Below are 25,482 nucleotides of genomic sequence, written 5' to 3' on the forward strand. Positions count from 1 at the left end.
AACTCCTATTCCTCTTGTTCACCGTCTTCAATGACGTCCGCCAGCTTGTTCGTAAATTGCTCAGCGGCATTCAGCCCCATCCGCTTCAATCTAAAGTTCATTGCTGCCACTTCGATGATGACTGCCAGATTTCGGCCAGGACGGACGGGAATCGTCAGTTTTGTGATTTCTGTATCAATGATTTTCATGGTTTCTTCCTCAAGCCCGAGACGGTCGTATTGCTTGCCCTGCTCCCAAAGTTCAAGGTTCATGACAATCGTGATTCGTTTATTGCTTCTGACCGCGCCGGCGCCAAACAGCGTCATCACGTTGATAATGCCAAGCCCCCTGATTTCAAGGAGATGCTCAATTAATTCCGGAGCGTTTCCGACAAGGGTATCCTGATCCTCCTGCCGAATTTCAACGCAATCATCGGCGACAAGACGGTGCCCCCGTTTCACAAGCTCCAGCGCTGTTTCACTTTTCCCGACGCCGCTTTTTCCTGTAATCAGCACGCCGACACCATATATATCGACAAGAACGCCATGAATCGCCGTGGTAGGCGCCAGCCGGCTCTCAAGAAAGTTGGTTAATCGGCTTGACAGTCTTGTCGTTTTTAGCGGCGATCTGAGGACAGGCACCCCATTTTTCTCAGAAGCGTCAATCAGCTCCTGCGGGATTGGCATATCTCTAGAAAGAATAATAGCTGGTGTTACATCAGTGCACAGAGACTCCATTCGCTGCTTTTTATCCTCTTCCGGAAGCTGTTCAAAGAAAGAAAGCTCTGTTTTTCCAAGAAGCTGCACGCGCTCTCTCGGGTAATATGTAAAATATCCGGCAATTTCAATGCCTGGTCTTGATAGGTCACTCATTGTAATCGGGCGGTTAATTCCTTCTTCTCCGCTGATTAATTCCAAATTGAACTGTTCCATTACGTCTTTTGTGCGAACCTTTGCCACGATATGTTCCTCCTGTTCCGGGCTGCCCCGAGCTTGCTCACAATACTTTCATTTTATCACTTTCGGGCTTGAACCTAAAACAGATTTTATAAAAGGCGGGAAAACACCTCAGCTGGTCTAGATCACTAGTCTGAAAAAGAGTAAAATAAAGGTATTCAAATTACAGAAAGGCGGATCATCTATGGCAGAGAGTCTTCTTATCAAAGGCATATCGATCGTGACAGAAAATGAAGTAATCAAAAACGGCTATGTCGGAATCAATGACGGAAAAATCAGCACAGTCTCAATAGAACGGCCCAAGGAGTCATATTCAAAAGAGATTCAAGCACCTGCGGATTCCGTTTTGCTTCCCGGCATGATTGACATTCATATCCACGGGGGCTATGGAGCGGATACGATGGACGCAAGCTTTTCCGCCCTTGACATCATGTCGTCAAGACTGCCCGAAGAAGGCACGACGAGCTTTTTAGCCACAACAATTACCCAAGAGCATGGGAACATTTCTCAAGCGCTGGTGAATGCAAGAGAGTGGAAAGCGGCTGAAGAGTCCTCTTTATTAGGTGCGGAACTGCTCGGCATTCATTTAGAGGGTCCCTTTGTTTCACCTAAAAGAGCCGGAGCCCAGCCAAAAGAGTGGATCAGGCCTACTGATGTTGCGCTGTTCAAAAAGTGGCAGCAGGAGGCGGGCGGACTGATCAAAATTGTTACACTTGCGCCGGAGGAGGATCAGCATTTTGAACTGATCCGCCATTTGAAAGACGAATCGATTATTGCGTCCATGGGGCACACAGATGCCGATTCCGCATTGCTGTCGGAGGCCGCCAAAGCAGGCGCGACCCATATGACCCATCTGTACAACGCGATGAGCCCGTTTCATCACCGAGAACCCGGAGTAATTGGAATGGCACTGGCTCATGATGGATTTGTGACAGAGCTTATCGCCGATGGCATCCACTCCCATCCTTTAGCGGCAAAGCTTGCTTTTCTGGCAAAAGGCAGCAGCAAGCTCATTTTAATTACTGATTCCATGAGGGCAAAAGGACTGAAGGACGGCGTATATGAATTCGGCGGCCAAAGTGTGACGGTAAGAGGACGAACAGCTCTTCTTTCAGACGAAACCCTTGCCGGTTCGATCCTCAAAATGAACGATGGCGCACGGCATATGCGTGAGTTTACAAATTGCTCTTGGATGGATATAGCTAATATAACTTCTGCAAACGCGGCCAAACAGCTGGGCATCTTTGACCGAAAAGGCAGTGTGGCAGTGGGAAAAGATGCAGATCTGGTGATTGTCAGCAGTGATTGTGAGGTAATTCTCACCATTTGCCGCGGAAACATTGCATTTATATCCAAGGAGGCTGACCAGATATGAAAGTAATGGAATGTCAAACGTATGAAGAGCTAAGCCAAAAAGCAGCCAGAATAACAGCAGCTACAATCAAAGATAAGCCTGATGCCGTTCTCGGTTTAGCGACAGGCGGCACGCCGGAAGGCACATATCGCGAGCTGATCCGCCTGCACCAAACTGAGAATCTCTCATTTCAAAACGTCACTACAGTTAATTTGGATGAGTACGCCGGACTTTCAAACAACGATCCGAACAGCTATCATTTCTATATGAACGACCGTTTTTTTCAGCATATCAACATCAAGCCTAACCGGCATTTTATTCCGAATGGAAATGCAGACGATTTGGAAGCCGAATGCCGACGGTATGAACAGCTAGTCGAATCCCTGGGCGGCACTGACATACAGCTTCTCGGCATCGGGCGAAACGGACACATCGGCTTTAACGAACCGGGAACGTCCTTCAAGTCGCGAACTCATGTTGTGACATTAAATGAGCAAACCCGCCAAGCGAATGCCAGATATTTTCCTTCCATAGACAGCGTGCCGAAAAAAGCACTGACAATGGGAATTCAAACAATACTCTCAAGCAAGCGCATTCTGCTGATCATTTCTGGAAAAAGCAAAGCGGAAGCTGTAAGTAAGCTGTTAGAAGGAAACATAAGCGAAGAGTTTCCCGCATCTGCTTTGCACCTGCATTCCGATGTTACGGTTTTGATTGATCGTGAAGCCGCGTCATTAAGACCTTGAAAGGAACATGCTGACTTATGCATATCAATAAACAATCGCCTATTCCGATTTATTATCAGATTATGGAGCAACTAAAAAACCAAATTAAGAACGGAGAGCTGCAGCCGGACATGCCTCTTCCTTCTGAGCGCGAATATGCCGAACAATTCGGGATCAGCCGGATGACGGTTCGCCAGGCGCTTTCTAATTTAGTTAATGAAGGCTTGCTCTATCGCCTGAAAGGGCGGGGCACCTTTGTCAGCAAGCCAAAAATGGAACAAGCCCTCCAAGGACTGACAAGCTTTACCGAGGATATGAAAAGCCGCGGAATGACACCGGGCAGCAAGCTCATTGATTATCAGCTTATTGATTCAACTGAGGAGCTCGCGGCTATATTAGGCTGCGGGCACCCCTCCTCTATCCATAAAATCACTCGGGTGCGGCTGGCAAATGATATTCCGATGGCGATTGAGTCCTCACATATTCCGTTTGAGCTTGCGGGTGAATTAAATAAATCGCATTTTCAGTCGTCGATTTACGAGCATATTGAAAGGTACAACAACATACCGATTGCCCGTGCCAAACAGGAGCTTGAGCCAAGCGCTGCCACCTCGGAAGAAGCACACATTCTTGGTATCCAAAAGGGAGCGCCTGTCCTATTAATCAAACGAACAACATATCTGCAGAACGGAACTGCTTTTGAGCATGCAAAATCCGTATACAGAGGCGACCGTTATACATTTGTCCACTATATGGATCGTCTTTCATAAAAAAAGCCTCCAACCCTTTTCAAGGATTGGAGACATGGCGAAAATCAAACTGGTCTGGTGCCGGACGATATGTCTCTTTTTTCGTCTTGAACTTCCAGATCGGTGATTTCGTTTTGCCGTTAAAACTGTCTTCCACGATAATGTACCAATAATAAACAGACTGCGGTTCAAGATGATCCCAGTGGAATTCAGCTGTATCCCCGCTCTTCACTTGCTCTCGTTTTCCGAGCTCTTCATTGGTATATACGTTACATTCAAAATAATCGGTTTCCACCTTTTTGATTCTTGGCTTCAAATCAAGCGAAAGGGAAAATTCATCCTTGTTGCCATAGGTATCCGTATCATAGTAATTCTTATCCTTTACATACGGAGAGTACGTCGATACGTGCACCATGTCATTGGCCTGGTCAAATTGAAGCAAACGCAAATACCCTTGCCCGCCTTCTGGCCCGCCCTGATAATCGGCCAACATTTGATGCACAAGACGATCCGGTTTTCCATCACCATCATCATCCAGCTCATCTGTTTTTCTCATCGCACTATGATAATGCCCGCTCAACACCATCACCACATTCGGATTCGGCTTCACGATTTCTTTGAATATTTTCTCTCCGATTGGGCTTCTGTTTCCGCTGACCAGCAAATACTCATGAAAAGCTAAAATAGCCATCCGGTCAGGGTGCTTCTTCAGTATCTGATTCATCCACGCGATGTCTTCATCCGTAATGCCCCATCCCATGTAAAGCATGATATAATCGTTGCCGTTGCTCGAAATCAGGTCATAATGTCCGCGGTTGTTTTTATAGGAACCGCCGTAATGCAATTTTTTATCAAAACGATCGCTGCCAAAATATTTGCCAAACGCCCTGTAGGAACCATCCTTATGCCCGACATCGTGATTACCGGCCAGCACGCCGTATGGAATTCCGTTCTTATCCAGAACGGACATTGACCGATCAGCGTTTTTCCACTGTCTGATATCGGCAGAATCATCTACAATATCACCCGTGTGGAACACATATTTGATATTGAGCTGCTTTTGATTATCTTTTATCCATTCGGTCTGTTTATCAAAAATATGCGGATAGCTTTCGGCGTAATACTGTGTATCAGACATCCAGACAAATGTGTACATATCCTTCGCAGGAGGAATTTCATCCTGTACGATCACGTTCATTTTCGACTCCCGTACAAAATCGGAGGCGATCACAGACGCTTTCAGCGTAAATGGTTTGTCATCCTTCGCGACAAAGCTGTCAACGGGCTGCCATTCATTGGTCCGATAATTCCAAGCATACATCGTCACCTTTCTCCCCGGCAAAGAACTGCCCTTCCAAACTGCTTCCGCCAAATCATTCTCATCCACGGATTGATCAACAGTCACTTCAAAGCGATGATAAGGGAAAAGCTCTTTCTTTTCTGTCGATACTGTTTTTCCATCAGCAGCAGATACCAGCTCCAATTCTTTATTCGTAAACGGAGTCTCACTTTCCGGCACAAAGCTTTTCGGCGGTTCAGTCAGTGACGCATGCTTAAATATTTTCACATGATTGCGCGCTGTATATTGAAATCCCCTATAAAAACCAACATCCATGGCATCATTCGTCGGATCCTTCACCCGCACAGAAAGCTTCGCCTTATGCGTGTCAGCTTCGGTGTCTATCACCTCCGGCTGGTCCGGATGCTCTCGTTCAATTTTAAACGTCCTCTCAATAACTGTTTTATTGCCCGCAAGATCCGTTGCCGTCACTTTTAGAGAATGTTTTCCCGGCAAAAGTTCAGAGGATGACGTATGATATGGAAGTGTAATGCTTTCCCCATCTAAAAACGCTTCCGCTTCCTCAATTTTGCTCCATTTATCATACATATCCGCCTGCAGGATAAGGTTTCCTTTATATGTTTGCCCCTCGGTAATATTCGGCTCAATGTGAGGCCCTGAATTATCTACCCTTACAACCAGGCTGACATTTTCCTTGCCGTTGCTTGCTTGAATATGGTGAGCGCCTTCAGAAAGCTTTGATGTGTCCCACTCCAGCAGCTGTGATGTAAACAGTCCGTCAGGCAGATTGAATTGAAATTGCCAGCTTTTATTCGAGCGCTGATTATCGCCAATCAAGAGTTCCTTCTCAGGGGAAACCCTCTCATCCCTGATTACCGTTCCATCCGATAACACCAATCGGGCGTTTTTGACTAAGAAGTCATCTCGGTTTTCAGCCGTATCAAACGGTGACACCTTTGAACCCGATCGTATTGTAATACGCTGCAGCTGCTTCCCTTTGCGCAGCAGCGTCTCCGGCAATGGAACAGAATAGGTGCGGTATTTATTTGTCGTATCATCGAACACTTGTAATACTTTGCCTTCCATCGTTACCGCGTTTTTAAAATAAAGATTCGTTTTCCTCGTATCAAACGCAAAATACACTTCTTTCTCCATCGCGGGCTCTGTCACTTGTTTTTTTCCGTCAATCCATAGCTTAATGCTGTCAGCTCGCCCGTCTGTCGTGGCTTTGAGAAACTGAGTTCCCGACAGCGTGTCTCTGTTTTCAATGTTCATCCGCAAACCATGCGACTTGCTTGTTTGTTTAATATCAATCATTTTAACAGGCGTTCTTGCTTCATTAATCCCGTCCCCGGCCGCCACGTAATACTCAAGCTGATCCTTCCCAATCAGTTCAGGCGAATACACAATATAATGGTAAAGATTATCGTTGCGGTCTTTTTCAGCAAGAATTCGCTTAAACGGTTTGTTTTCATCCGTCCGGTAGTAAAAAGCTGCTGTTTTCACCAGACTGCGATCCCTTATGTCAGCCCGCAGCTCAATGCTTTCAGCAGGGCGGACAGGCTTGCGGTCAGTCAAATCCTCAATAACCGGCTTTTCTTTATCCAGCTTGATTTTCCGTTTCTGCTCGGGTACCTGTGCCTGTAATACGGTTCCGGGAGACGGATTTTTTTCCCCGATTGAAATGTTCAAAAGTTCTGCAGTTCCGTTTAGCGGATACTTGTAAAGCACAGATGACAGCCGGCGCAGCGCATGTTTCCGATAATGCGCTGCCGAAATATCCTTTCCTGTATTCGTTGATATTACAACCGCCCGCGGCCTCGTATTGGCCATACCCTCTGTCTCGTCTATCACCGCAAGATTTTTTCCTTCTATTAATTGTGTCTGATAATACCGATTGAAATCCTCCGGCGTCAATTCTGGATGCCCGGCAGGCTTCAGCCAGATGACAAACGTTTCGCCGGATGGTATCAAGATCTTTTCATCAGGTCTCCAAATCAAATCGGAGTCTGGCCCTTCTTTTGGGTAGCGGTAACGGATATGGTAGTCTTTAAAATCAATCGTTCTGTCAGTCGTATTATAAATCTCAATAAATTCATAACCGTCTGCGCGTCCTATGTTCTTTGTATCAACCGCCAGCTCTGTGATCAAAAGCTCTGGAATATGCGCAAGGTCAGCCTGATATCCTTCAAGCTTCAGTTTCTGCGTCTCCGACTCCACCCGCTGCTTCCCATTCGACATCACAATGTAATACTCAAGCTCGCTGTTCCAAATCAAACGTTTCGGAATTTGCGCCAAAAACTTGCGGACCGCTCCGGGTGTCGGATCCATCGGCACCATTTTGTAGCCCAGCTCATTACTTTGTTTGTAAAAAAGAAAGGCGGAAAATGCTTGATACGAATTGTCGCGAACTTGAGCCTCAATCATTAGGTTGCTTCTCATTTCAGCTTTCACATCAATTTGAGGAGGATTTTCAAGCAAAGGTATGTAATGAGGCGTTTGAAATAGTTCCTGCTGTATAACAGGAAAAACTTTCGATTCATGATGGCCGCCAGACAAAACGGATAGAAAAGACAATAGCACAGAAGCGATAACTGTGTATTTCCTCACCAAAACACCTCCCTTTTCATGTATTTTGCGTCTGAACAGGGAAGCTTATGAGTTCATTTTTAAACAATGTCCAATCTGACAAAGCAACAAAAAGCAATTACTTCACTAATTTTTTAAGAAGGCTGCAGAACATGTAAAAAAGCTGCCTTTGCGGCAGCTTTTTTTTATTTTTTTCTAAGTGGCTCTAAAATGCCTTTTTGAATCAATAAATGAAACACCGACAGGATAACGGATGCCCATATCGCTGTGCCGAAGCCGTCGATTTGAAAACTGTCACCCATGATGGACGCAGTCATCATCAGCGTGATGGCGTTAATCACAAACAAGAAGAGCCCAAGCGTCACCATGGTGACCGGCAGTGTAAAAATAATTAAAAGCGGTTTAATCAGCACGTTTAATATCGATAAAATGAGGCTGGCGATAATCGCTGCCCCAATGCTGCTGATATGGATGGAGTCAATATATCCATCAATGACGATTAATAACAATGCATTGACTAAAATGCTGACTGCCCATTTTACCATGTCATTTCATATCCCTTTCTGACGGGACGATAAAAATCCAAATGATATAAATGAGCAAAACCGGTAAGACACTTGTCATAATTGCTAAGATGACAGTTATGACTCTGAGGAGTGATGCATCCCAATTGAAATATTCCGCGAGACCTCCAATGACACCAGCGATTTTCTTGTCTTTTTCTGAGCGATAAAGCTTATTCATTCGATCACCTCTGTGAGTACTTTAGTTTGATGGCGCCTGTTAATGATTCTGAGAAGACGGTGATGTTTTGATCATGTGCCTGATTTGAAGTGAACATCATTTCTTTTTGAATGGTTTCATTTTTTTCCTTCAGCATCTCAACATCCATTAATTCATGGGACAGCGAACCAAGATTGCTTTTCAGCTCTGCCTTCACTGCGAGATCGTCCGGAATCGCAAGCTCCACACTCCCAGTCGTTGTTTTTGCATAAATGGAGCGGCAGTCTGATTCTGTTACGTTAATCGCAATATTTCCGTTAAAGCTTTGAACGTCAATGGATTCGCTTTTCCCTCGGAGATCGATCAATCCGTTAATGGTTTCCGCTTCTATCGTTCCGCAGCTGTGGCTGGCGAGCTTAATTTGCCCGTTGGCCGTTTCAGCAATGGCTTTTTCAGCTGTTAAATGCGAGAACGACAGCACGCCGTTTGTCGTTTTCGCTGAGAACTCTTTTACATGTAAATGTTCCCCTCTGATCGGTCCATTAAACAGCTTCACCCGAATCTTATCATACTCCTTTTGAGGAATATACAAAGTGACATTCGTTTTCATCGTCTTTTTCTCAGTACGGATAAAAAACTTATTTCCTTTGATTTCGCATTCAATATGCTGAAGAAATGCATGTCTCGCCGCATCCTGGCTGTCAGCGCGATATACCTTTGCCTGGCATTCCGCTCTGATATCCTCATCTTCCCAAGGGACGATATTCACGCTGCCATTGGCAATTTGCAGCTCAACACTGGAAAAGTCAGTATCTTTAAATTGAAAAATGTGCTGAACATCATATGCATGGCCGAAGTTTAAATCAAGGTCAACTTCCTTGACCTTTTTCACAGCAGAATCAATCCAGTCAAATAGCTTGGCTCCTAAAGACGGCTTACCGCTCTCTTTTTTTGCCGTTGTAAATGGCTCTTCCTCGTCATGAACGTGAACTGAGAGCGCTGTGATTTTCTCTTCTTTTTCCTTATAGTCGCTGTCAAGTTTTTCAATCAGTGTCAAAGCCTCTTGTGCGGTAAGCTTCCCTTCCTCAACAAGCTTAAGGATTCGTTCCTTTTCTTGCTTCATTACGATCTCCTCCCCATTGTCTACTTATGCTGCACGCAGGACCTTAATGCCCTGAATCACATTCCAAATGATAATGCCAATGACAACCAAGAAATAAATAACCGCTCCCCCAATGATTACAAATACGGGAAGAAGGCTGTCTCCATCAATCGCAATAGCTCCGCCAAGTAAAGCAATAAAAAGGAACAGCCAGCCGACAAACGGAACAATGTGAGAAATAAGAGAACGTATCGCATGGCGTTTTGTTTCTTTCTCATTTACTACAAAATAAGCGACAATCGGCACAATGATTGGCGCAATGAACACACTGAAGTAACAAAGTGATGCAATAATAGCTTGATTACGGTTCAATTCATTCCACACTCCTATTGTGAATTGTCCATGACAAAAGATCAGGGACGTTTTACTTATTTATACGTTTAAAATCTCTTCAGGTTTCAAATTCATTCTTTAGACATGCTCCGATTTACGGAAATTGGATTTTAAAAAGTTTTAGAAGTAGAATCTTCCGGCTATACCGATTACAATATGTAAAAAGCTTACGGCAACCAAGGAGGCTGGACAAGCAATGGAGAAAGATACCAGTGACTATACAGTAACACAAGAATCCGTGTTAAAGCTGATTCATGAACAAAAAAGAATGAATCGTGAAATGATCGCCGAGCTTGAACAAATTCACGGACCCTTCCCGATCTCTCACGATATCCAATATATAAAAGTGCTGCTCGATAGCAGCAGCACGCATATTGTTCAAGATTTAATGAGTGTAAGTAAGCAGCTGTATAAGAAGACTTTATAATTGCGGAAAACATTTCATCATTATAACTGAAACAAAGCTAAAGGTTAGATGACAATATCTTGCCTTTTTTGTTTTGAAAAAACAAGTGATTCCCTGGCTGTCACACTATGATTGTAACAAAAAAAGCCTGCCGGCACATCCAGTTAATGGACTCTGTCGGCAAGCTGTGACTATCAGAAAGAGATAGCTTTTCAGAAATTAACGTAACAATTGAAGTACGTTTTGCGGCTGTTGGTTTGCTTGAGCAAGCATCGCCTGAGAAGCTTGAGAAAGAATGTTGTTCTTTGTGAACTCGCTCATTTCTTTCGCCATGTCAACGTCACGGATACGAGACTCAGCAGCTGTAAGGTTTTCAGAAGAAGCACCAAGGTTGTTGATTGTGTGCTCTAGACGGTTTTGTACCGCACCAAGTTTAGCGCGTTGAGCAGATACTTGATTCGTTGCTGCGTCGATAGCTCCAAGTTGATCGTCAAATGAATTAGTTGTGAAATCTGTTACTTTAATATCTTTGATTTTGATAGCGTCTGAACCTAAGTCAGCAGCTTTCATGCTCTCAATGTTTACACTTAACTGCTGTCCGCCATTCGCTCCAATTTGGAATGTAAGCTGTTTACCGCTTGCTTCTGAAAAAGAACCGTCTAACAGGTTTTTACCGTTAAATTGTGTACGGTCCGCAATACCTTTACTTCCGTCTTGCCCACCGATCTCTTCAATTAAAGAGTCCATTTCGTCTTGGATCGCTTGAAGGTCAGTATCATCTTGCGTACCTGTGTTACCAGCTTGAACAGTAAGTTCACGCATACGTTGAAGGATTGCATGAGTTTCAGTCAATGCACCCTCAGCTGTTTGGATAAGAGAGATTCCGTCTTGAGAGTTTTTAGAAGCCATTTCAAGACCTCTGATTTGTCCTCTCATTTTTTCAGAGATCGCAAGACCCGCTGCGTCATCTCCCGCACGGTTGATACGAAGGCCTGAAGACAGTTTCTCCATGTTCTTTTGGCTCGCACCGTTGTTTGAAGACAAACGGTTCAGTGTGTTAAGTGCTGCGATATTGTGGTTAATTCTCATGTGTAAATTACCTCCATGTGTATTTATTCTGAAATCAAAGACTTCCTTTTCTTTGATTTCTGGCGTATGAGATTCCAATAAAGCTTCTAACCTATGTAGATTCAGTTATTGATTAAGGATGCCTTTAAACCCCTTAATAGGGTTTGTCTGCTTGATTTGGAAATCATCATCCGCCTTTCAATTCATATATCGACAGCAATTTGTAAATGTTTAGGCGTTTTCCCAAAGAAATTTTACCCAAAGACGATTCTAAACCTATTATGCCGTAAAGAAAAAGCTTGCCTGCTAAGCCCCTGGATGGACTTGCTGACAAGCTGTTCTCTCTTAATAAAGTTTTTAAGATGTAGCCGTTTCTTTCGCTTCCAAGAGCGATTTCATGCGTTTTTTGTCACGCTCCATAACAGGCTTCAAATAACGGCCTGTATACGATTCTTCCACTTCGGTGATTTCCTCAGGCGTTCCTGACGCGACAATGGTTCCGCCTCCGGCTCCACCTTCCGGGCCCAAATCCACAATGTAATCGGCCGTCTTAATGATATCAAGGTTGTGCTCAATAACCAGTACAGTGTCTCCGTTGTCTACCAACCGTTGCAACACGACAAGAAGTCTGGCGATATCGTCGACATGCAAACCTGTCGTCGGCTCATCTAAAATGTAGAGCGTGCGTCCGGTCGAGCGTTTGTGCAGCTCTGATGCGAGCTTCACGCGCTGCGCTTCTCCGCCCGACAAGGTCGTCGCCGGCTGGCCGAGCGTAATATAACCTAAACCAACATCATAAAGGGTTTGAAGCTTGCGTTTGATTTTCGGGATATTTTCAAAGAAAGAAAGAGCATCTTCAACCGTCATATCAAGCACATCAGAGATGCTTTTTCCTTTGTACGTCACTTCAAGCGTTTCCCGATTATAGCGTTTGCCGTGGCATACCTCGCATGGAACGTATACGTCAGGAAGGAAGTGCATTTCAATTTTAATAATCCCGTCTCCGCGGCAGGCTTCACATCGCCCGCCCTTCACGTTAAAGCTGAAACGGCCTTTTTTATAGCCGCGGACCTTCGCTTCATTTGTCTGCGCAAATACATCGCGAATGTCATCAAACACACCGGTGTATGTCGCAGGGTTGGATCTCGGCGTTCTACCGATTGGCGCCTGGTCAATGTCGATGACTTTGTCTAAATGGTCCAAACCTTTTATCTCTTTATGGCTGCCGGGCTTCGCTTTCGCTTTATGAAGCTTTTGCGCCAGCGCCTTATGCAAAATTTCATTAACGAGTGTACTCTTTCCTGAACCGGAAACACCTGTAACTGCTGTAAACGTCCCAAGCGGGAACTTGGCATTCACTTTTTTCAGGTTGTTTTCTGAAGCGCCTTTCATTTCAATGTAACGTCCATCCGGCTTTCTTCTTTCAGGAGGCAATGGGATAAACTTTTTCCCTGATAAATAGCTGCCAGTTAATGAGTTCGGATCTTCCATCACTTCTTCCGGCGTACCTGCAGATGTCACCTGTCCGCCGTGAATGCCGGCACCCGGTCCAATATCTATTAAATAATCCGCTGCCATCATCGTGTCTTCATCATGTTCGACAACAATCAGCGTGTTCCCGAGGTCTCTCATATTTTTCAGTGCGCTGATCAAGCGGTCGTTATCACGCTGATGCAGACCGATAGACGGTTCATCTAAAATATAAAGCACACCGGATAAGCGCGAGCCAATTTGAGTCGCCAGCCTGATGCGCTGTGCCTCTCCACCGGACAGCGTTCCCGCTGCCCTGCTCAATGTCAGGTAATCGAGGCCGACTTTGTCCAGAAAGCTTAAGCGCTCCACAATTTCGCGCAAAATCAAATTGGCGATCTGCATATCCTTCTCAGAAAGGGTAAGGCCTTTGAAAAAGGCGAGTGCATCGGCTACAGACTGCTCGGTAATTTTTCCGATGTGGCGTCCGTCAACCAATACGGCAAGCGCCTCTTTCTTTAACCGATAGCCTTTGCACGTCGGACAAGACTTCTGAGACATATACTGCTCCATTTGTTCACGGATAAAATCAGAGCTTGTCTCCTTATAGCGTCTTTCAATGTTGCGCAATACGCCTTCAAATTGAATTTCACCTTCACGGATTTGTCCAAAATCATTTTCATATCGGAAATAAATCAGATCATCTCCGCTGCCGTACAGCACTTTATCCAGTTGATGCTTCGGCAGATCTTTGACCGGCACATCCATATCAATCCCGTAGTGGGTGCAGACTGCCTCAAGCAGCTGAGGATAATATTGTGAACTGATTGGTGTCCATGGGGCGACCGCATTCTCCTTCAATGACAAATCTTGATTGGGGATGACAAGGTCGGCATCCACTTCAAGCTTCATTCCGAGACCGTCACACGTCGGACACGCCCCGAACGGACTGTTAAACGAAAACAGGCGCGGCTCAAGCTCACCAACTGAAAATCCGCAGTGCGGACAGGCATGATGCTCGCTGAACATCAGCTCTTCCTCACCGATGACATCAATCATAACCCGTCCTTCACCTAAACGGAGCGCCGTTTCCAATGAATCTGACAGCCGGGCTGCCACGCCTTCTTTCACCACAATCCGGTCAATGACAACCTCAATGGAATGCTTCTTATTCTTTTCTAATTCGATATCGTCGGAAAGCTCAGCCATCTCGCCGTCAATTCTGACTCTGACATAGCCTTGTTTTCTAATCTGTTCAAGCACCTTGACATGAGCGCCTTTTCGGCCCGAGACAATCGGCGCCAGCACCTGAAGCTTCGTCCGTTCCGGATATTCCAGAATTCTGTCCACCATTTGCTCGATGGTCTGGGATGTAATCTCAATTCCGTGCTCCGGGCAATGAGGCTTCCCTACTCTCGCATATAAAAGACGCAGATAATCATAAATCTCCGTTACCGTACCGACAGTAGACCTCGGATTGCGGCTCGTTGTTTTCTGATCGATGCTGATGGCGGGAGACAGTCCCTCAATTGCATCAACATCAGGCTTATCCATTTGCCCTAAAAACTGGCGGGCATAAGCAGACAGCGATTCGACATACCGTCTCTGTCCTTCAGCATATATCGTGTCAAAGGCAAGGGAGGATTTACCTGATCCGGACAAACCCGTGACAACGACAAGCTGATCTCTTGGAATCGTTACATCTATATTTTTCAGGTTATGCGCCCTGGCTCCCTTCACCTCTATCCGATCCATAGCCATTTGTTCATCATCCTTCCGCTTTTAGCTCTAAAAGTAAATCGCGAAGCTCCGCGGCTCTTTCAAAGTCAAGTGCCTTGGCGGCTTCCTTCATTTCATGCTCCATCTGTTCAACGACTTTCTGGCGTTCTTTCTTCGTCATTTTCGACAGCTTCGGCGCGGCTTTTGCTTTGTATTCCGCTTTATCCTCAGCTGCTACTGTGGCACGAATGACATCGCGAATTTCTTTATTTATCGTTTTCGGCGTAATGCCGTGCTCTTCGTTAAACCGCTCCTGCTGCTCGCGGCGTCGTTTTGTTTCGTTAATCGCAATTTCCATAGACTTCGTTATTTTATCGGCGTACATAATGACGCGGCCTTCCGCATTTCTCGCTGCCCGTCCAATAGTCTGGATCAGCGAACGCTCAGAACGAAGGAAGCCTTCCTTATCCGCATCCAAAATCGCAACTAAGGATACTTCTGGAATGTCCAGCCCTTCCCTCAGCAGGTTGATGCCGACAAGCACATCGTACTTGCCAAGGCGCAGGTCACGAATAATTTCAATCCGTTCAAGCGTCTTAATCTCAGAATGCAGATAGTTTACTTTAATGCCGATTTCCTTTAAATAATCGGTCAGATCCTCTGACATCTTCTTCGTCAGGGTTGTCACAAGCACCCGTTCATCCCGCTCGATTCTTGCTTGAATTTCGCCGATCAAGTCGTCAATCTGGCCTTCGATTGGACGCACATCGATAAGCGGGTCAAGAAGCCCCGTCGGACGAATGATCTGTTCGACCATTTCATCTGTATGTTCAATCTCGTACGGCCCTGGTGTTGCTGATACATACACGATATTGTGCATATGCTTTTCAAATTCCTCAAAACGAAGCGGACGGTTATCAAGCGCTGATGGAAGCCGGAAGCCGTGATCAACAAGCACCTGTTTCCGCGCCTGGTCTCCGTTAAACATGCCGCGCACCTGAGGAATGGTCACATGCGACTCATCCACTACGATCATAAAATCGTCTGGGAAATAATCAAGCAGCGTATAAGGCGTTGAACCTGGAGGCCGCAGCGTCAAATGTCTTGAATAGTTCTCAATGCCGGAGCAGAAACCCATTTCACGCATCATTTCAAGATCATATCTTGTCCGTTGCTCTAAACGCTGCGCTTCAAGCAGCTTGCCGTTTTCGTGCATAACCTTCAGCTGTTCCTCAAGCTCTTTCTCAATATTTTGAATCGCTTTCTCCATTTTCTCGGCCCGCGTTACGAAGTGGGACGCCGGGAAAATCGCAACATGATCACGGTCGCCGAGAATTTCTCCTGTCAGCGCATCCACTTCCCGAATCCGTTCAATTTCGTCACCGAAAAATTCAACTCTGATACAATGCTCATCACGGGATGCCGGGAAGATTTCCACTACATCCCCGCGCACACGAAATGTACCGCGCTGAAAGTCGATATCGTTGCGGGCATATTGAATGTCTACAAGTTTTCTGAGCAGCTCGTTGCGCTCAATTTCCATTTCACTCCGCAATGAGACGACCATTTCCCGGTATTCCTCAGGCGAACCGAGGCCGTATATACAAGACACACTCGCAATAATAATGACATCTCTACGCTCAAACAGAGACGATGTGGCGGAGTGTCTCAGTTTATCAATTTCATCATTAATACTAGCGTCTTTCTCTATAAATGTATCCGTTTGAGGCACATACGCCTCCGGCTGATAATAATCATAGTAACTGACAAAGTACTCGACAGCATTGTTCGGAAAAAATTCCTTGAACTCACTGTAAAGCTGTCCAGCAAGGGTTTTGTTATGGGCAATCACGAGAGTCGGCTTATTGACTTCTTTAATCAAATTGGACACCGTAAATGTTTTCCCAGTTCCTGTCGCACCCAGCAGAGTCTGATGCTTCTTGCCCTCCTGAATTCCTTTTACAAGCTTTTCAATGGCTTTCGGCTGATCTCCCTGGGGCTGATATTTCGAGACTAACTCAAAGCGATCTTTCACAAAAATAAGCCTCCGTTTCTTTAACGAAATCTTCCTATAGATATAGTAACACAATGGAAAGCAAAATCACTAAAAATACGAACTAAAGTTCGGTGGTTTTTTATTTCCATTTGTTTTTGTGTATAAAAAACCTGCTTTTTAAACGTAAAAGCAGGTATTCGGTCTTTATATTCATTATGTCCGATTTATTCTTCTTTTTTCTCTGCAGCTTTTTTGGCCATATACAGTCCGCCAGCCACAAGTGATACAACATCCAATCCTACAATAAAATACGTTTCTGTATAGCCTTTTAAATAAGAGGCAAACAGCAATGCAGCTGTTAGAGCGATCGCCACATAATGATTAAAAGTGACTCTAGTAAATAGAACGACAAGCATAAAAGGGAAAAACAATGCAAAAACGGCTTTTGTAATCAACAAAAACCCTCCTCAGGGATTCTTCATCTGATCTGATTATAGTAAAAAATGAAGAATCGGACAATCATGCATTCGCTCCCTCTCCTACACAATACCCCTTTTCATCCAAAATCAATCACCATATTTGCATTTTGGTGCCGGACATTGTGCTGCTGTTCCACACAGCGGCACTTTTTTTGTTACATCATCAAGTCCGCCGCCAGATTCCTAGAATAAAAGAAAATAGGTATACAGCACCAGTTCATCCGTATATTTCATGATAATATAACTAACTTAACTATTCATTTTATTTAGGACTTTCTGCGTTTGACAGCATTTTCCTGAAAACCTACAATGGAATGATAGTGTTTACTATCATTTTTAAACACAGGCTCCGCCATAAAAAGACTAGAGAGAAAAATAAAATGAAGGAGAGAGGGGTTTCAACTATGTATTCTGTTTTATTTCGCCAGGCAGAAGAGTCCAGCCAGCTGGCTGGAGCAAAAGGAATGAATTTGATTAAATTGACCAAACACGGTCTTCCTGTTCCGGACGGGTTTATTATTCAAACGAACGCGCTCGCACGTTTTATGGAGGACAACCAGCTTCAAGAGACTAGCAAGAGCGTCGAAAGCGGGATCATTTCCGGAACATTTTCGGAAGAGCTGAAAAATGAGCTGACTAGTTCTTTTTATCAGCTTAGAGAATCATATCGATCCGTAGCCGTGCGTTCTTCATCTGCTTCGGAAGATTTAGAAGGCGCCTCATTCGCGGGTCAGTATGAAACCTACTTAAATATCAAAACAGAGGAAGAGTTTCTGGCTAAAGTGAAAGAGTGCTGGGCCTCATTTTTTTCAGGGCGGGTCAGCAGCTACAAGAAAAAAATGAACAATCAAATCACAGAGCCGTTAATGGGAGTGGTCGTTCAGGGGCTGATCGATTCAGAAGTGTCAGGTGTTATTTTCAGCCGCAACCCTGTTACCCATGATGATAGAGAGCTTTTAATCAGCGCCAGCTACGGGCTGGGTGAAGCTGTCGTTTCAGGAAGTGTTACCCCAGACACGTTCATTGTTCATAAATCTTCGTTTGAGATTCAGAAAGAAATAGGGGCAAAAGAAATCTACATGGAGTCTGCGGCAGAAGGAATTGCTGAAAAGGAAACGAGTGAAGACATGCGCAGCCGTTTTTGCCTTACAGATGAACAAGTGATTGATTTGGCTGAAATCACAAAAAAAACTGAAGATCTATACGGGTATCCTGTTGATATAGAATTTGGAATTGCTGATCATCAAGTATACCTTCTGCAAGCTCGCCCGATTACAACCATTGAACAGGACAAAAAGGCGGCAGAAGAAAAACGCAGCTTCATGATTACCGACGCTGATATGAATGACTTCTGGCTTAACATGGAGTCTAATATTGAAGGTCCGGTGAGTCCATTATTTTCATCCTTCATCGTGCCGGCATTGGAATATGGCCTAAAGAAGAGCATGCAAAAGTTCCCGATTGGTGTTGTTGTTGATGAAGTAAAACTTTATCGCGGACATATTTATTCCAAAAATCAAGGAGGGCAGCAGCCTCCTTCTGAAGACTGTGGCAAAGAGCTTTTCCCTATTTTATCGGAGCGTATGTATGACATCATCAATCACACCTATCTTCCTTTTTACCGGACACTGGACCAGCTCGCACAAACTGAGCATACTGCAGAAAGCGCACTGGATGCTTTTCGACAACTAAAGGCCTTTTATCTCAAGGCTTATGAAGAGCACTTCAATATCGTTTTCCCGCAAATCCTTTTAACAAACAAACTGCAAGCGATGTATCAGGAGATTCAAGGAGAGTCCGAAAACGCTCATTTTTACGAGATGCTGACAGGAAAAATGAACAAATCACTGGAAACTGACCGTTGCCTATGGCTTTTTTCCGTTGAAGTTCAGGAGAACCCGCACCTTCTGGCCATTTTTGAAAACAACAAGCCTGAACAGCTCCAGGAGAAATTGGAACAAACAGATGAGGGAAGGCGCTTCCTGAAGAACATCCATGAATTCTTGCAAGAATACGGATGGAGATCTGTTAAAAGTCATGATCTGATTGAACAAATCTGGGCGGAAAATCCGTATTTTGCTCTGGCCAATATTCAAAATTATGTCCGTAATGGCTATCACTTTGACAATGAATTTCAGAAAACGAAAGAAAAACGAGAGAAATTATACAATGAATTCTTGGAAAACATAGAAGATCCCGATTTACGCACAGAATTTGACCGCCTTTATCAATGGACGCTGAACGCTGCAAATATAAAAGATGATCACCACTTTTATATTGACGCCATGCTGGATGCCAAGGCGAGAATCTTTTTGCTGAAGGTAGGTGAATTGCTGGCGGAAAACGGTGTTATTCAAGATCGTGAGGATCTTTGGTTCTTATATGACGATGAAGTGGAACACGCGCTTCTTCACCCTGTATCCCTGCAAGAAAAGGCTGAAAAACGCAGGCATACCTTTCATGAGTATGAGCTGGCCCAAGCCCCTGCCTATCTCGGCACTCCGACAAAAGAACAGCTCAAAGCGGCTGAAGAAATCGTCGGCGCTGTGATAGAGGATGAAAAAAACACAGAGAATCATATTTTTGGCATTGCGGCGTCAAGCGGCATTGCGACAGGTCCGGTGAAGATCATTCGGGACGCCAATGAATTTTCTCAATTCGCGCCTGGGGACGTACTCGTTTGCAAGATGACCACACCGCTATGGACCAGCCTGTTTCAAGACGCCAAAGCGGTTATTACAGACACGGGCGGCATTTTGTCTCACGCTGCGATTATCGCCCGTGAATACGGCATTCCAGCCGTTCTCGGCACACGCACGGCAACAGAAAGACTGCGAGACGGAGACATCATCACGGTTGACGGAAGCAGCGGCAAAATCACAGTTGTCAGCCGGTCCTGATGCGTCCCCTCTTTCTTATACAAGCGGGGCGGGTGTATACTTGTCCTGCCAGTATATTCGTGAGGTGAAACGTATTGAGACCGACAAACAAGAGAATCCTTGACGCTGCCATGCAGCTGCTCGTCAAAAAAGGATATCGCGCAACGACTACAAAAGAAATCGCAGAAAAAGCAAATGTAAGTGAAGCGACGATTTTCAGAAACTTTAAAAACAAACAAGGACTAGTTGAGGCTTTGCTTTCTCAGCATTCTACAAACAGAAGCAGCATTTTGGAACAAACCGAAGGGGATTTGTACAAAGACCTGCTTCATATCGGAACCTGTCTCTTGGAGGAGCTCGAACATAGAAAAGATATCATTAAAATCAGCTTTCGTGAACCGGCCATGTTTCAGGATGTCATTAACCACGTCACTGAATATCCCCAATCTATGAAACAGCTATTGGTTGATTATCTCAAAACAATAGGTGAAAAAGGGGTTATTCAGACTGGAAATGAAGCGGAGCATGCCGACGTGTTCATGTCGATTATCTTCGGTTATTTTATTCACCGTCTCCATTTAGGAAACCGGGTCATATCAATGCCCCAGGAAAAAATGCTGAAGCACAGCACAGCTTTATTTGTCAAAGGAATTTCTGCTGATTAACTCCTTGGCATAATAAAAAGGAGGATCCTAATGAGCTCAAGAAAAGAATGGGCGCTGATCGTCTCGCTATTATTGGGGGCCATTCTGGTTCCCATTAACTCAACGATGATCGCGGTCGCGCTCTCATCTATTTCCCATACGTATAACGAATCCCTCGCAAGCATCACTTGGGTGGTTACTGTTTATTTAATCGTGATGGCAGTCACACAGCCGATTGCAGGAAAGCTCGGTGACATGTACGGCAATAAAACAATGTACTTATGGGGAGTCGGCCTATTTCTATTCGCATCCCTAGGCTGCGCTCTCTCACCAAGTCTGCTCCTGTTAATTGTCTTTCGGGCATTGCAGGCAGTCGGCGGGGCATTGCTTACGCCAAACAGCATTGCCATTATCCGGCATGTGGTTTCTGAAAAACGCCTGCCGAAAGTGTTTGGATTTTTCGGACTGGGCGCGGGACTTGGTGCAGCACTCGGGCCTTTTATCGGCTCTATACTGATTGACAGCTTCAGCTGGCATTCGATTTTTTGGGTCAACATTCCGTTCCTCGCCATTGCTTTATTTACGGCATTAACGATGTTTCCTCAATATAAAGAAAATAAATCTGACGCGCCGCTGGATATCATCGGCTCTCTCTTGCTTGCAGGCAGCATCGTTTCCATTATCCTGCTGACGAAAAATGAGGCTTCGTGGGGTTATGCGGTATACAGTGTATTAATACTTCTTTTTGTTCCGCTTTTTTTCAGAAGAGAAAAACGTACGCAGTATCCAATCATTGACTTTGCACTGTTTAAAAGCTCAACCTTTACAAATGCCAATCTATCAGTCTTGTTAAGCAATTTAATGATGTATGCCGTCTTATTGATCATGCCGTTGTTCATGACGAACCAATTTGGGCTTACTACGTCTAACAGCGGGATGGCGCTTTCCGTATTTTCGATCTTCATGTCAGCCAGCAACTGGGTGGGCGCACAGTTCCATCATAAGTGGGGAGCAAAAAAAATCATTTTTCTTTCATTTGCTATGATGGCTGGAGCGAATCTATTATTTTTGCTGTTAAGCAGCTCACATTCCGTCTTGTTTCTCATGCTGTCTCTTATCCTTGGCGGGCTTGCTTCCGGAGTCGGCCTGACCAGCATGCAGGTGTCATCCCTTGCCACAGTAGATCCTAGTATGTCAGGAGTGGCATCCGGCATTTTCTCGACCTTCCGCTATTTCGGAAGCATCATTTCATCAGCCTTAATCGGCCTGATTTCGGGATATCACACCCTATTTATGATTCTCTTTGCTGTATCCATTATCGGCGTTTTTGTTTCATTGGGCATCAAATCTGATGAAACGGCACGGATTGAAAAAAACTCAGCGTAATACAAAACAGCCCGGCACCGCATCTTCCTGCGGTGCCGGGCTGCCTTTTATGATCCCGAAGCGGCTGCTTCGTCTTCACGTTCATCCTTTACGAAGAGGATGCCCAATTCATGATGTTCTCCTTCATAAGAAGCTCGCTGGTCAAAACGAATTTCTCCATTCAAACCGATAATTTCAAGCTTCACATATGCACGGTTATGCTGGAGCGCCTCATAGAAATCGGAAACGTTCTTAACCGGTATCCCATTAACTTTTGTAATGATTTCTCCGATTTTCAATTCCAGGTCCTCAGCCGGCGTATTGGGGATAATCCCAAGCACCATCAAGCCCTGATCCCGTTTCGAGAAATAAAACGGAGCCGCGTTATCATTCACCCTTTGCTTTATAGACAGAAAAATGCGTCCTAACAAAGCTGTACAGACGGCTGCACCCGCAAGCGGCGTCCAAAGCAAGCTTGCTGCACCAAGAACTGTGACGGCAAGGCCGAGAATACAAACGCGTTTCGCTGTAATCCTTATACTCGTTTCAGGAAGCGATCCCTGTACCCTTTGTCCGAATCCGACAAAGTAAGGAATCCATAGAAAATGGAATGAGCCGCCGGGAACAGTAAACACGGGCCACCAGCTAAGATGCGATTCTAAACCATTACCGGGCACGAGAAGGAACAGCGGCAAAAGCCAAACCCGGTTTGCCAGCTGCTGTCCGATCGGCAAACCGCGGCTGCTTACGACAAGCGCCGGTGATGTTCTCACATGCGCAGAACGATAAGCAACCGCTCCTTCAATGATAATCAGCAAACCTAGAAACACAGCCACAGCCGGCCAAACAACTGCAAATCCTTGCGGAAATCTCTCCAGAAAGGGCTCAGCCTGATAGACTTGCAGTCCAAAACCTATCAGCATACTCACACTGACGATATATGCAGCAGACATCCAGTTTGCGCGAAGAGTGAACGCTGCCGCTGCAGTGATAACGGCAATAATCGCAAGTAAACCGAGAGGAATCGATATTCCGAGTCCACCTAAAACAACTGACAAAAGAAAACCTGGAATCAGTCCCTTTGTATATGTAAATTTCAGATCATCATAAATATCTGCTATTCTTGTATGAAAGGTTTTGCGTTCCCTTTTGATTCTTACATAGCCGAAAGCCAGAGTTATGATGATAAAAAACCAGAAAAGCGGGTGTAAGAAGAACAGGCCCGCGCTTTTTAACAGTTCAATTCCCCATTGAACAGACACTATCTCTCACCGCCTCAAGCCAAACATGTTACTCATATTCTATCAAATATTAAATGGCTTGGATATCCTCAGAAGAGTTTATCTCTCTTGCGTCATCCACAGCGTGACATTCGATAGTGAAAAATCCTTTAAATAGTGGTTTACGTCCACATCCAATAACCCGCTGATTAGATGCATCGACCTTTTTATATCTGTCAGATTAATTCCTAATCGCTTATGGTTTTTCATTAAGTAGTTAAAATAATGTTTGGCACATTCCTCATTAATGTCATTTACTGATTCGACATTGGTGTAATTGACCAAATATCTGCTGAACAGCATAAGAAGACTTAGTGCTTTTGTAGCTGAAAATGTTACGTCTTGTGTTCTGTCTTTTAATTGTTCCACTAATTCATAATATTTTTTCTCACGCACAATACTTGCCCTCTTCAATTGTGAACCCCCATTTTCTTTATCCAGATAAGCACGGGCCAGTATACGCAGCAGTACTGGAGTGCTAACAAGCATTCTCGCTAACGTTACTCTTTAAATACCTGTCGTTCAGCTGCCATAAACCTGATTACTGTTCTTTTTAGAACCTTCTTATATTGTATGAAGTAAACAAAGACTAGGCAACTTGCAAAAGTTTCATTTTAAATGCATATTAACTCGTTAGAAAGTCTCTCTCATATATTGATATCGGGTAATAACAGTCCTTTATAAATGTTTATTTGTGAAAATTTTTTTAATTTCTTGTCAAAAACTCATTTTTTATGTGACTTATGATCCATAATCTCTTTAAGCATAAAGAAACAGGAGATGGAATACCATCTCCTTTAATTGACAAATAATGATTTCAATGCTGTTTGAAGCTGCAAATCATTTTTTTCATCTGATTTTTTCTTTTCTATCTGCTGATTCAGTGCCTCTGCAGTGCGTGTGTCGATTACACCCGTTTTATTCAGCTTGTTTTGATCCTGAAAGGCCATAACCGCTTTTTTCATGTCTTTGCTGAAATAGCCATCCTCACGTCCCGGATCAAAGCTGAGACCTTTTAACAATACCTGCGCATGCTTGACATCTTCATTGTTCATGTCCACTTTAAGCGGCTCTTTCAGCTGCAACGGCCCTGCGGAAAAATAATCGGGCTGCTTAATCGCAATGGTCGGCTCAATTCCTTTCTTATGAATCCAGTTTCCATTTGGCGTCAGCCACTTGTAGAGCGTTAATTTGATGTTGCTGCCGTCCCCCATTGGCACAGCCTGTTGAACCGTTCCCTTGCCAAAAGACGTATCGCCTACAACATCATAATGGCCAGCCTCCTTTAACGCGCCGGCAAGAATTTCTGATGCGGAGGCACTTCCTTTATCCGTAATCACGTTGACAGGGTACGCTTTTTTATGGGCCAATGTTGAGAAATAACGTTTTTTATCTCCATTGCGTTCAGCAATCTGTATATACGGCTGATCCTTTGTAACGAAATGCTTAAGTATTTCTTCCACACTTTGAAGATATCCGCCCGGATTGCCCCGTACATCAATGACTAGTCCTTCTATTTCTTTTTTCTCAAGCTCTCTCAATGCTTTTGCAAAATCCTCTGCGGTATGCTCAGAAAAAGTAGAGATAGCGATATATCCGACAGAATGCCCCTGCACTTTTTTCTTTGATGCAAAAACAGTTTCAAGCGGAATCTCAGCTCTTTTGATCCGGAATGACAGCTGTTTCTTCGTTCCGGGCCGCTGAATCTTCATTGAAACACTGGACCCTTTCTTTCCTCTTATTTTTAACACAGCGTGGTTTAAATCCTTGCCGGCCATCGATTCTCCATTGATGCTGATAATTTCATCATTAGGCTTCAACCCGGCTTTTTCCGCTGGCGATTTCTTGAATGGGGAAACGATAATAATTTTGCCGTCTTCCATGCCAACCTCAGCCCCGATGCCTTCAAATGAGGAATCAAGAGAATCAGAAAATTGCTTAGCTGTCTGCTTGTCCATGTAAACAGAATAAGGATCATTTAGCGTAGACAGCATTCCCTGGATGGCTCCCTCGAGCAGCTTTTCTCTATCAACTTTTTCTACGTACTCATTCGAAATTAACTCATACGCTTTTTCGATTTTGTCCATAGCTTTATCCCGTTCAGAGTCAGCTTGTGCCGTCGCGGGAACTGCTGCAGTCTGGGGCTTATCCATCTCAAGCAGGTTGATTCCCGCATATACACCGGCGCCTCCAAACAGCATGCTCCCTGCTGCTATCACAGCCATTATTTTTTGATTCATCCTTTACTCCTCCTGTATGCCAGACTGTCTTTATCAAAACCTAGAGATAGTATATGTAAAGGATGG

Annotated in this window: 20 protein-coding genes; 7 read left to right on the forward strand and 13 right to left on the reverse strand. The window is 44.6% G+C overall.

What is annotated here, in order from left to right; translation table 11 throughout:
- Positions 1-5: 5 nt before the first annotated feature.
- Entirely contained in the window at positions 6-938 is a 933-nt protein-coding gene (gene hprK, locus CDO84_RS17015; protein ID WP_014665519.1) for an HPr(Ser) kinase/phosphatase, read from the reverse strand.
- Between the two features lie 181 nt (positions 939-1,119).
- On the opposite strand from hprK, the gene nagA reads away from it, so the two are divergent.
- Genes nagA through nagR form a run of 3 tightly spaced genes read left to right on the forward strand, consistent with a single transcriptional unit; the run spans position 1,120 to position 3,784 of the window.
- Entirely contained in the window at positions 1,120-2,310 is a 1,191-nt protein-coding gene (gene nagA / locus CDO84_RS17020) for an N-acetylglucosamine-6-phosphate deacetylase (protein WP_040081692.1), read from the forward strand.
- A complete protein-coding gene (nagB, locus tag CDO84_RS17025) occupies positions 2,307-3,035 on the forward strand; it encodes a glucosamine-6-phosphate deaminase (RefSeq protein ID WP_040081691.1) in 729 nt (242 codons plus the stop codon). The genes nagA and nagB overlap by 4 nt, the downstream gene beginning before the upstream one ends.
- Before the next feature lie 17 nt (positions 3,036-3,052).
- Complete coding sequence (nagR, locus tag CDO84_RS17030; RefSeq protein ID WP_040081690.1) at positions 3,053-3,784, forward strand: N-acetylglucosamine utilization transcriptional regulator NagR; 732 nt, start codon at positions 3,053-3,055, stop codon at positions 3,782-3,784.
- 19 nt (positions 3,785-3,803) lie between these two features.
- Here nagR and CDO84_RS17035 read toward each other — a convergent pair whose 3' ends face one another.
- The 5 genes from CDO84_RS17035 to yvlA form a co-directional block, all read right to left on the reverse strand.
- A complete protein-coding gene (locus tag CDO84_RS17035) occupies positions 3,804-7,673 on the reverse strand; it encodes a lamin tail domain-containing metallophosphoesterase family protein (protein WP_040081689.1) in 3,870 nt (1,289 codons plus the stop codon).
- 164 nt (positions 7,674-7,837) lie between these two features.
- Complete coding sequence (locus CDO84_RS17040) at positions 7,838-8,197, reverse strand: phage holin family protein (RefSeq protein WP_003228066.1); 360 nt, start codon at positions 8,195-8,197, stop codon at positions 7,838-7,840.
- Between the two features lies 1 nt (position 8,198).
- On the reverse strand, positions 8,199-8,396 hold the full coding sequence (locus tag CDO84_RS17045; protein ID WP_014665524.1) for a PspC domain-containing protein: 198 nt from the start codon (positions 8,394-8,396) through the stop codon (positions 8,199-8,201).
- A 4-nt stretch (positions 8,397-8,400) separates the two neighbouring features.
- Complete coding sequence (locus CDO84_RS17050; protein ID WP_040081688.1) at positions 8,401-9,498, reverse strand: DUF4097 family beta strand repeat-containing protein; 1,098 nt, start codon at positions 9,496-9,498, stop codon at positions 8,401-8,403.
- Positions 9,499-9,522: 24 nt separating this feature from the next.
- Positions 9,523-9,849, reverse strand: a complete 327-nt coding sequence (gene yvlA / locus CDO84_RS17055) for a protein YvlA (protein WP_014665526.1) — start codon at positions 9,847-9,849, stop codon at positions 9,523-9,525.
- A gap of 217 nt (positions 9,850-10,066) precedes the next feature.
- Between yvlA and CDO84_RS17060 the strand changes: the two genes are divergently transcribed.
- Positions 10,067-10,297 (forward strand): hypothetical protein, encoded by a 231-nt coding sequence (locus CDO84_RS17060; protein WP_040081687.1) that lies wholly within the window; start codon positions 10,067-10,069, stop codon positions 10,295-10,297.
- 198 nt (positions 10,298-10,495) lie between these two features.
- On the opposite strand, the gene hag is transcribed toward CDO84_RS17060, so the two are convergent.
- The 4 genes from hag to CDO84_RS17080 form a co-directional block, all read right to left on the reverse strand.
- On the reverse strand, positions 10,496-11,365 hold the full coding sequence (gene hag, locus CDO84_RS17065; RefSeq protein ID WP_040081686.1) for a flagellin Hag: 870 nt from the start codon (positions 11,363-11,365) through the stop codon (positions 10,496-10,498).
- Positions 11,366-11,701: 336 nt separating this feature from the next.
- Positions 11,702-14,575 carry an excinuclease ABC subunit UvrA gene (gene uvrA, locus CDO84_RS17070; RefSeq protein WP_040081685.1) on the reverse strand — a complete coding sequence of 958 codons (2,874 nt, stop codon included), beginning with the start codon at positions 14,573-14,575 and terminating at the stop codon, positions 11,702-11,704.
- 7 nt (positions 14,576-14,582) lie between these two features.
- Positions 14,583-16,568, reverse strand: coding sequence for an excinuclease ABC subunit UvrB (gene uvrB, locus CDO84_RS17075; RefSeq protein WP_014665530.1), 1,986 nt, complete (start codon positions 16,566-16,568; stop codon positions 14,583-14,585).
- Positions 16,569-16,753: 185 nt separating this feature from the next.
- Complete coding sequence (locus tag CDO84_RS17080) at positions 16,754-16,984, reverse strand: CsbA family protein (protein ID WP_003228053.1); 231 nt, start codon at positions 16,982-16,984, stop codon at positions 16,754-16,756.
- Positions 16,985-17,412: 428 nt separating this feature from the next.
- Here CDO84_RS17080 and CDO84_RS17085 point away from each other — a divergent pair, with 428 nt between their 5' ends.
- The 3 genes from CDO84_RS17085 to CDO84_RS17095 all read left to right on the forward strand — a co-directional run bounded on the left by CDO84_RS17085 (position 17,413) and on the right by CDO84_RS17095 (position 21,917).
- Positions 17,413-19,908 carry a PEP/pyruvate-binding domain-containing protein gene (locus tag CDO84_RS17085; protein ID WP_040081683.1) on the forward strand — a complete coding sequence of 832 codons (2,496 nt, stop codon included), beginning with the start codon at positions 17,413-17,415 and terminating at the stop codon, positions 19,906-19,908.
- Between the two features lie 74 nt (positions 19,909-19,982).
- The gene (locus CDO84_RS17090) at positions 19,983-20,552 is read left to right on the forward strand and encodes a TetR/AcrR family transcriptional regulator (protein WP_040081682.1); all 570 of its coding nucleotides are present in this window, start codon (positions 19,983-19,985) and stop codon (positions 20,550-20,552) included.
- Between the two features lie 30 nt (positions 20,553-20,582).
- Positions 20,583-21,917 (forward strand): MFS transporter, encoded by a 1,335-nt coding sequence (locus CDO84_RS17095; protein WP_040081680.1) that lies wholly within the window; start codon positions 20,583-20,585, stop codon positions 21,915-21,917.
- A 47-nt stretch (positions 21,918-21,964) separates the two neighbouring features.
- On the opposite strand, the gene minJ is transcribed toward CDO84_RS17095, so the two are convergent.
- From minJ to ctpB, 3 genes are all read right to left on the reverse strand, one after another.
- Complete coding sequence (gene minJ, locus CDO84_RS17100) at positions 21,965-23,158, reverse strand: cell division topological determinant MinJ (protein WP_040081678.1); 1,194 nt, start codon at positions 23,156-23,158, stop codon at positions 21,965-21,967.
- Positions 23,159-23,236: 78 nt separating this feature from the next.
- Positions 23,237-23,590, reverse strand: coding sequence for a swarming motility protein SwrAA (gene swrA / locus CDO84_RS17105; RefSeq protein ID WP_015251121.1), 354 nt, complete (start codon positions 23,588-23,590; stop codon positions 23,237-23,239).
- 383 nt (positions 23,591-23,973) lie between these two features.
- A complete protein-coding gene (ctpB, locus tag CDO84_RS17110) occupies positions 23,974-25,416 on the reverse strand; it encodes a carboxy-terminal processing protease CtpB (RefSeq protein WP_040081677.1) in 1,443 nt (480 codons plus the stop codon).
- Positions 25,417-25,482: the final 66 nt, after the last annotated feature.

This window comes from Bacillus sp. MD-5 (assembly GCF_002201875.1).
GTDB lineage: Bacteria > Bacillota > Bacilli > Bacillales > Bacillaceae > Bacillus > Bacillus stercoris.

Bases quoted from the DNA above. Each gene is read 5' to 3' on its own strand.
- CDO84_RS17045 (WP_014665524.1), bottom strand. From the start codon at position 8,396: ATGAATAAGCTTTATCGCTCAGAAAAAGACAAGAAAATCGCTGGTGTC.
- nagR (WP_040081690.1), top strand. From the start codon at position 3,053: ATGCATATCAATAAACAATCGCCTATTCCGATTTATTATCAGATTATG.
- CDO84_RS17040 (WP_003228066.1), bottom strand. From the start codon at position 8,197: ATGGTAAAATGGGCAGTCAGCATTTTAGTCAATGCATTGTTATTAATC.
- CDO84_RS17095 (WP_040081680.1), top strand. From the start codon at position 20,583: ATGAGCTCAAGAAAAGAATGGGCGCTGATCGTCTCGCTATTATTGGGG.
- nagB (WP_040081691.1), top strand. From the start codon at position 2,307: ATGAAAGTAATGGAATGTCAAACGTATGAAGAGCTAAGCCAAAAAGCA.
- CDO84_RS17060 (WP_040081687.1), top strand. From the start codon at position 10,067: ATGGAGAAAGATACCAGTGACTATACAGTAACACAAGAATCCGTGTTA.
- uvrA (WP_040081685.1), bottom strand. From the start codon at position 14,575: ATGGCTATGGATCGGATAGAGGTGAAGGGAGCCAGGGCGCATAACCTG.
- nagA (WP_040081692.1), top strand. From the start codon at position 1,120: ATGGCAGAGAGTCTTCTTATCAAAGGCATATCGATCGTGACAGAAAAT.
- ctpB (WP_040081677.1), bottom strand. From the start codon at position 25,416: ATGAATCAAAAAATAATGGCTGTGATAGCAGCAGGGAGCATGCTGTTT.
- CDO84_RS17085 (WP_040081683.1), top strand. From the start codon at position 17,413: ATGTATTCTGTTTTATTTCGCCAGGCAGAAGAGTCCAGCCAGCTGGCT.
- hag (WP_040081686.1), bottom strand. From the start codon at position 11,365: ATGAGAATTAACCACAATATCGCAGCACTTAACACACTGAACCGTTTG.
- CDO84_RS17050 (WP_040081688.1), bottom strand. From the start codon at position 9,498: ATGAAGCAAGAAAAGGAACGAATCCTTAAGCTTGTTGAGGAAGGGAAG.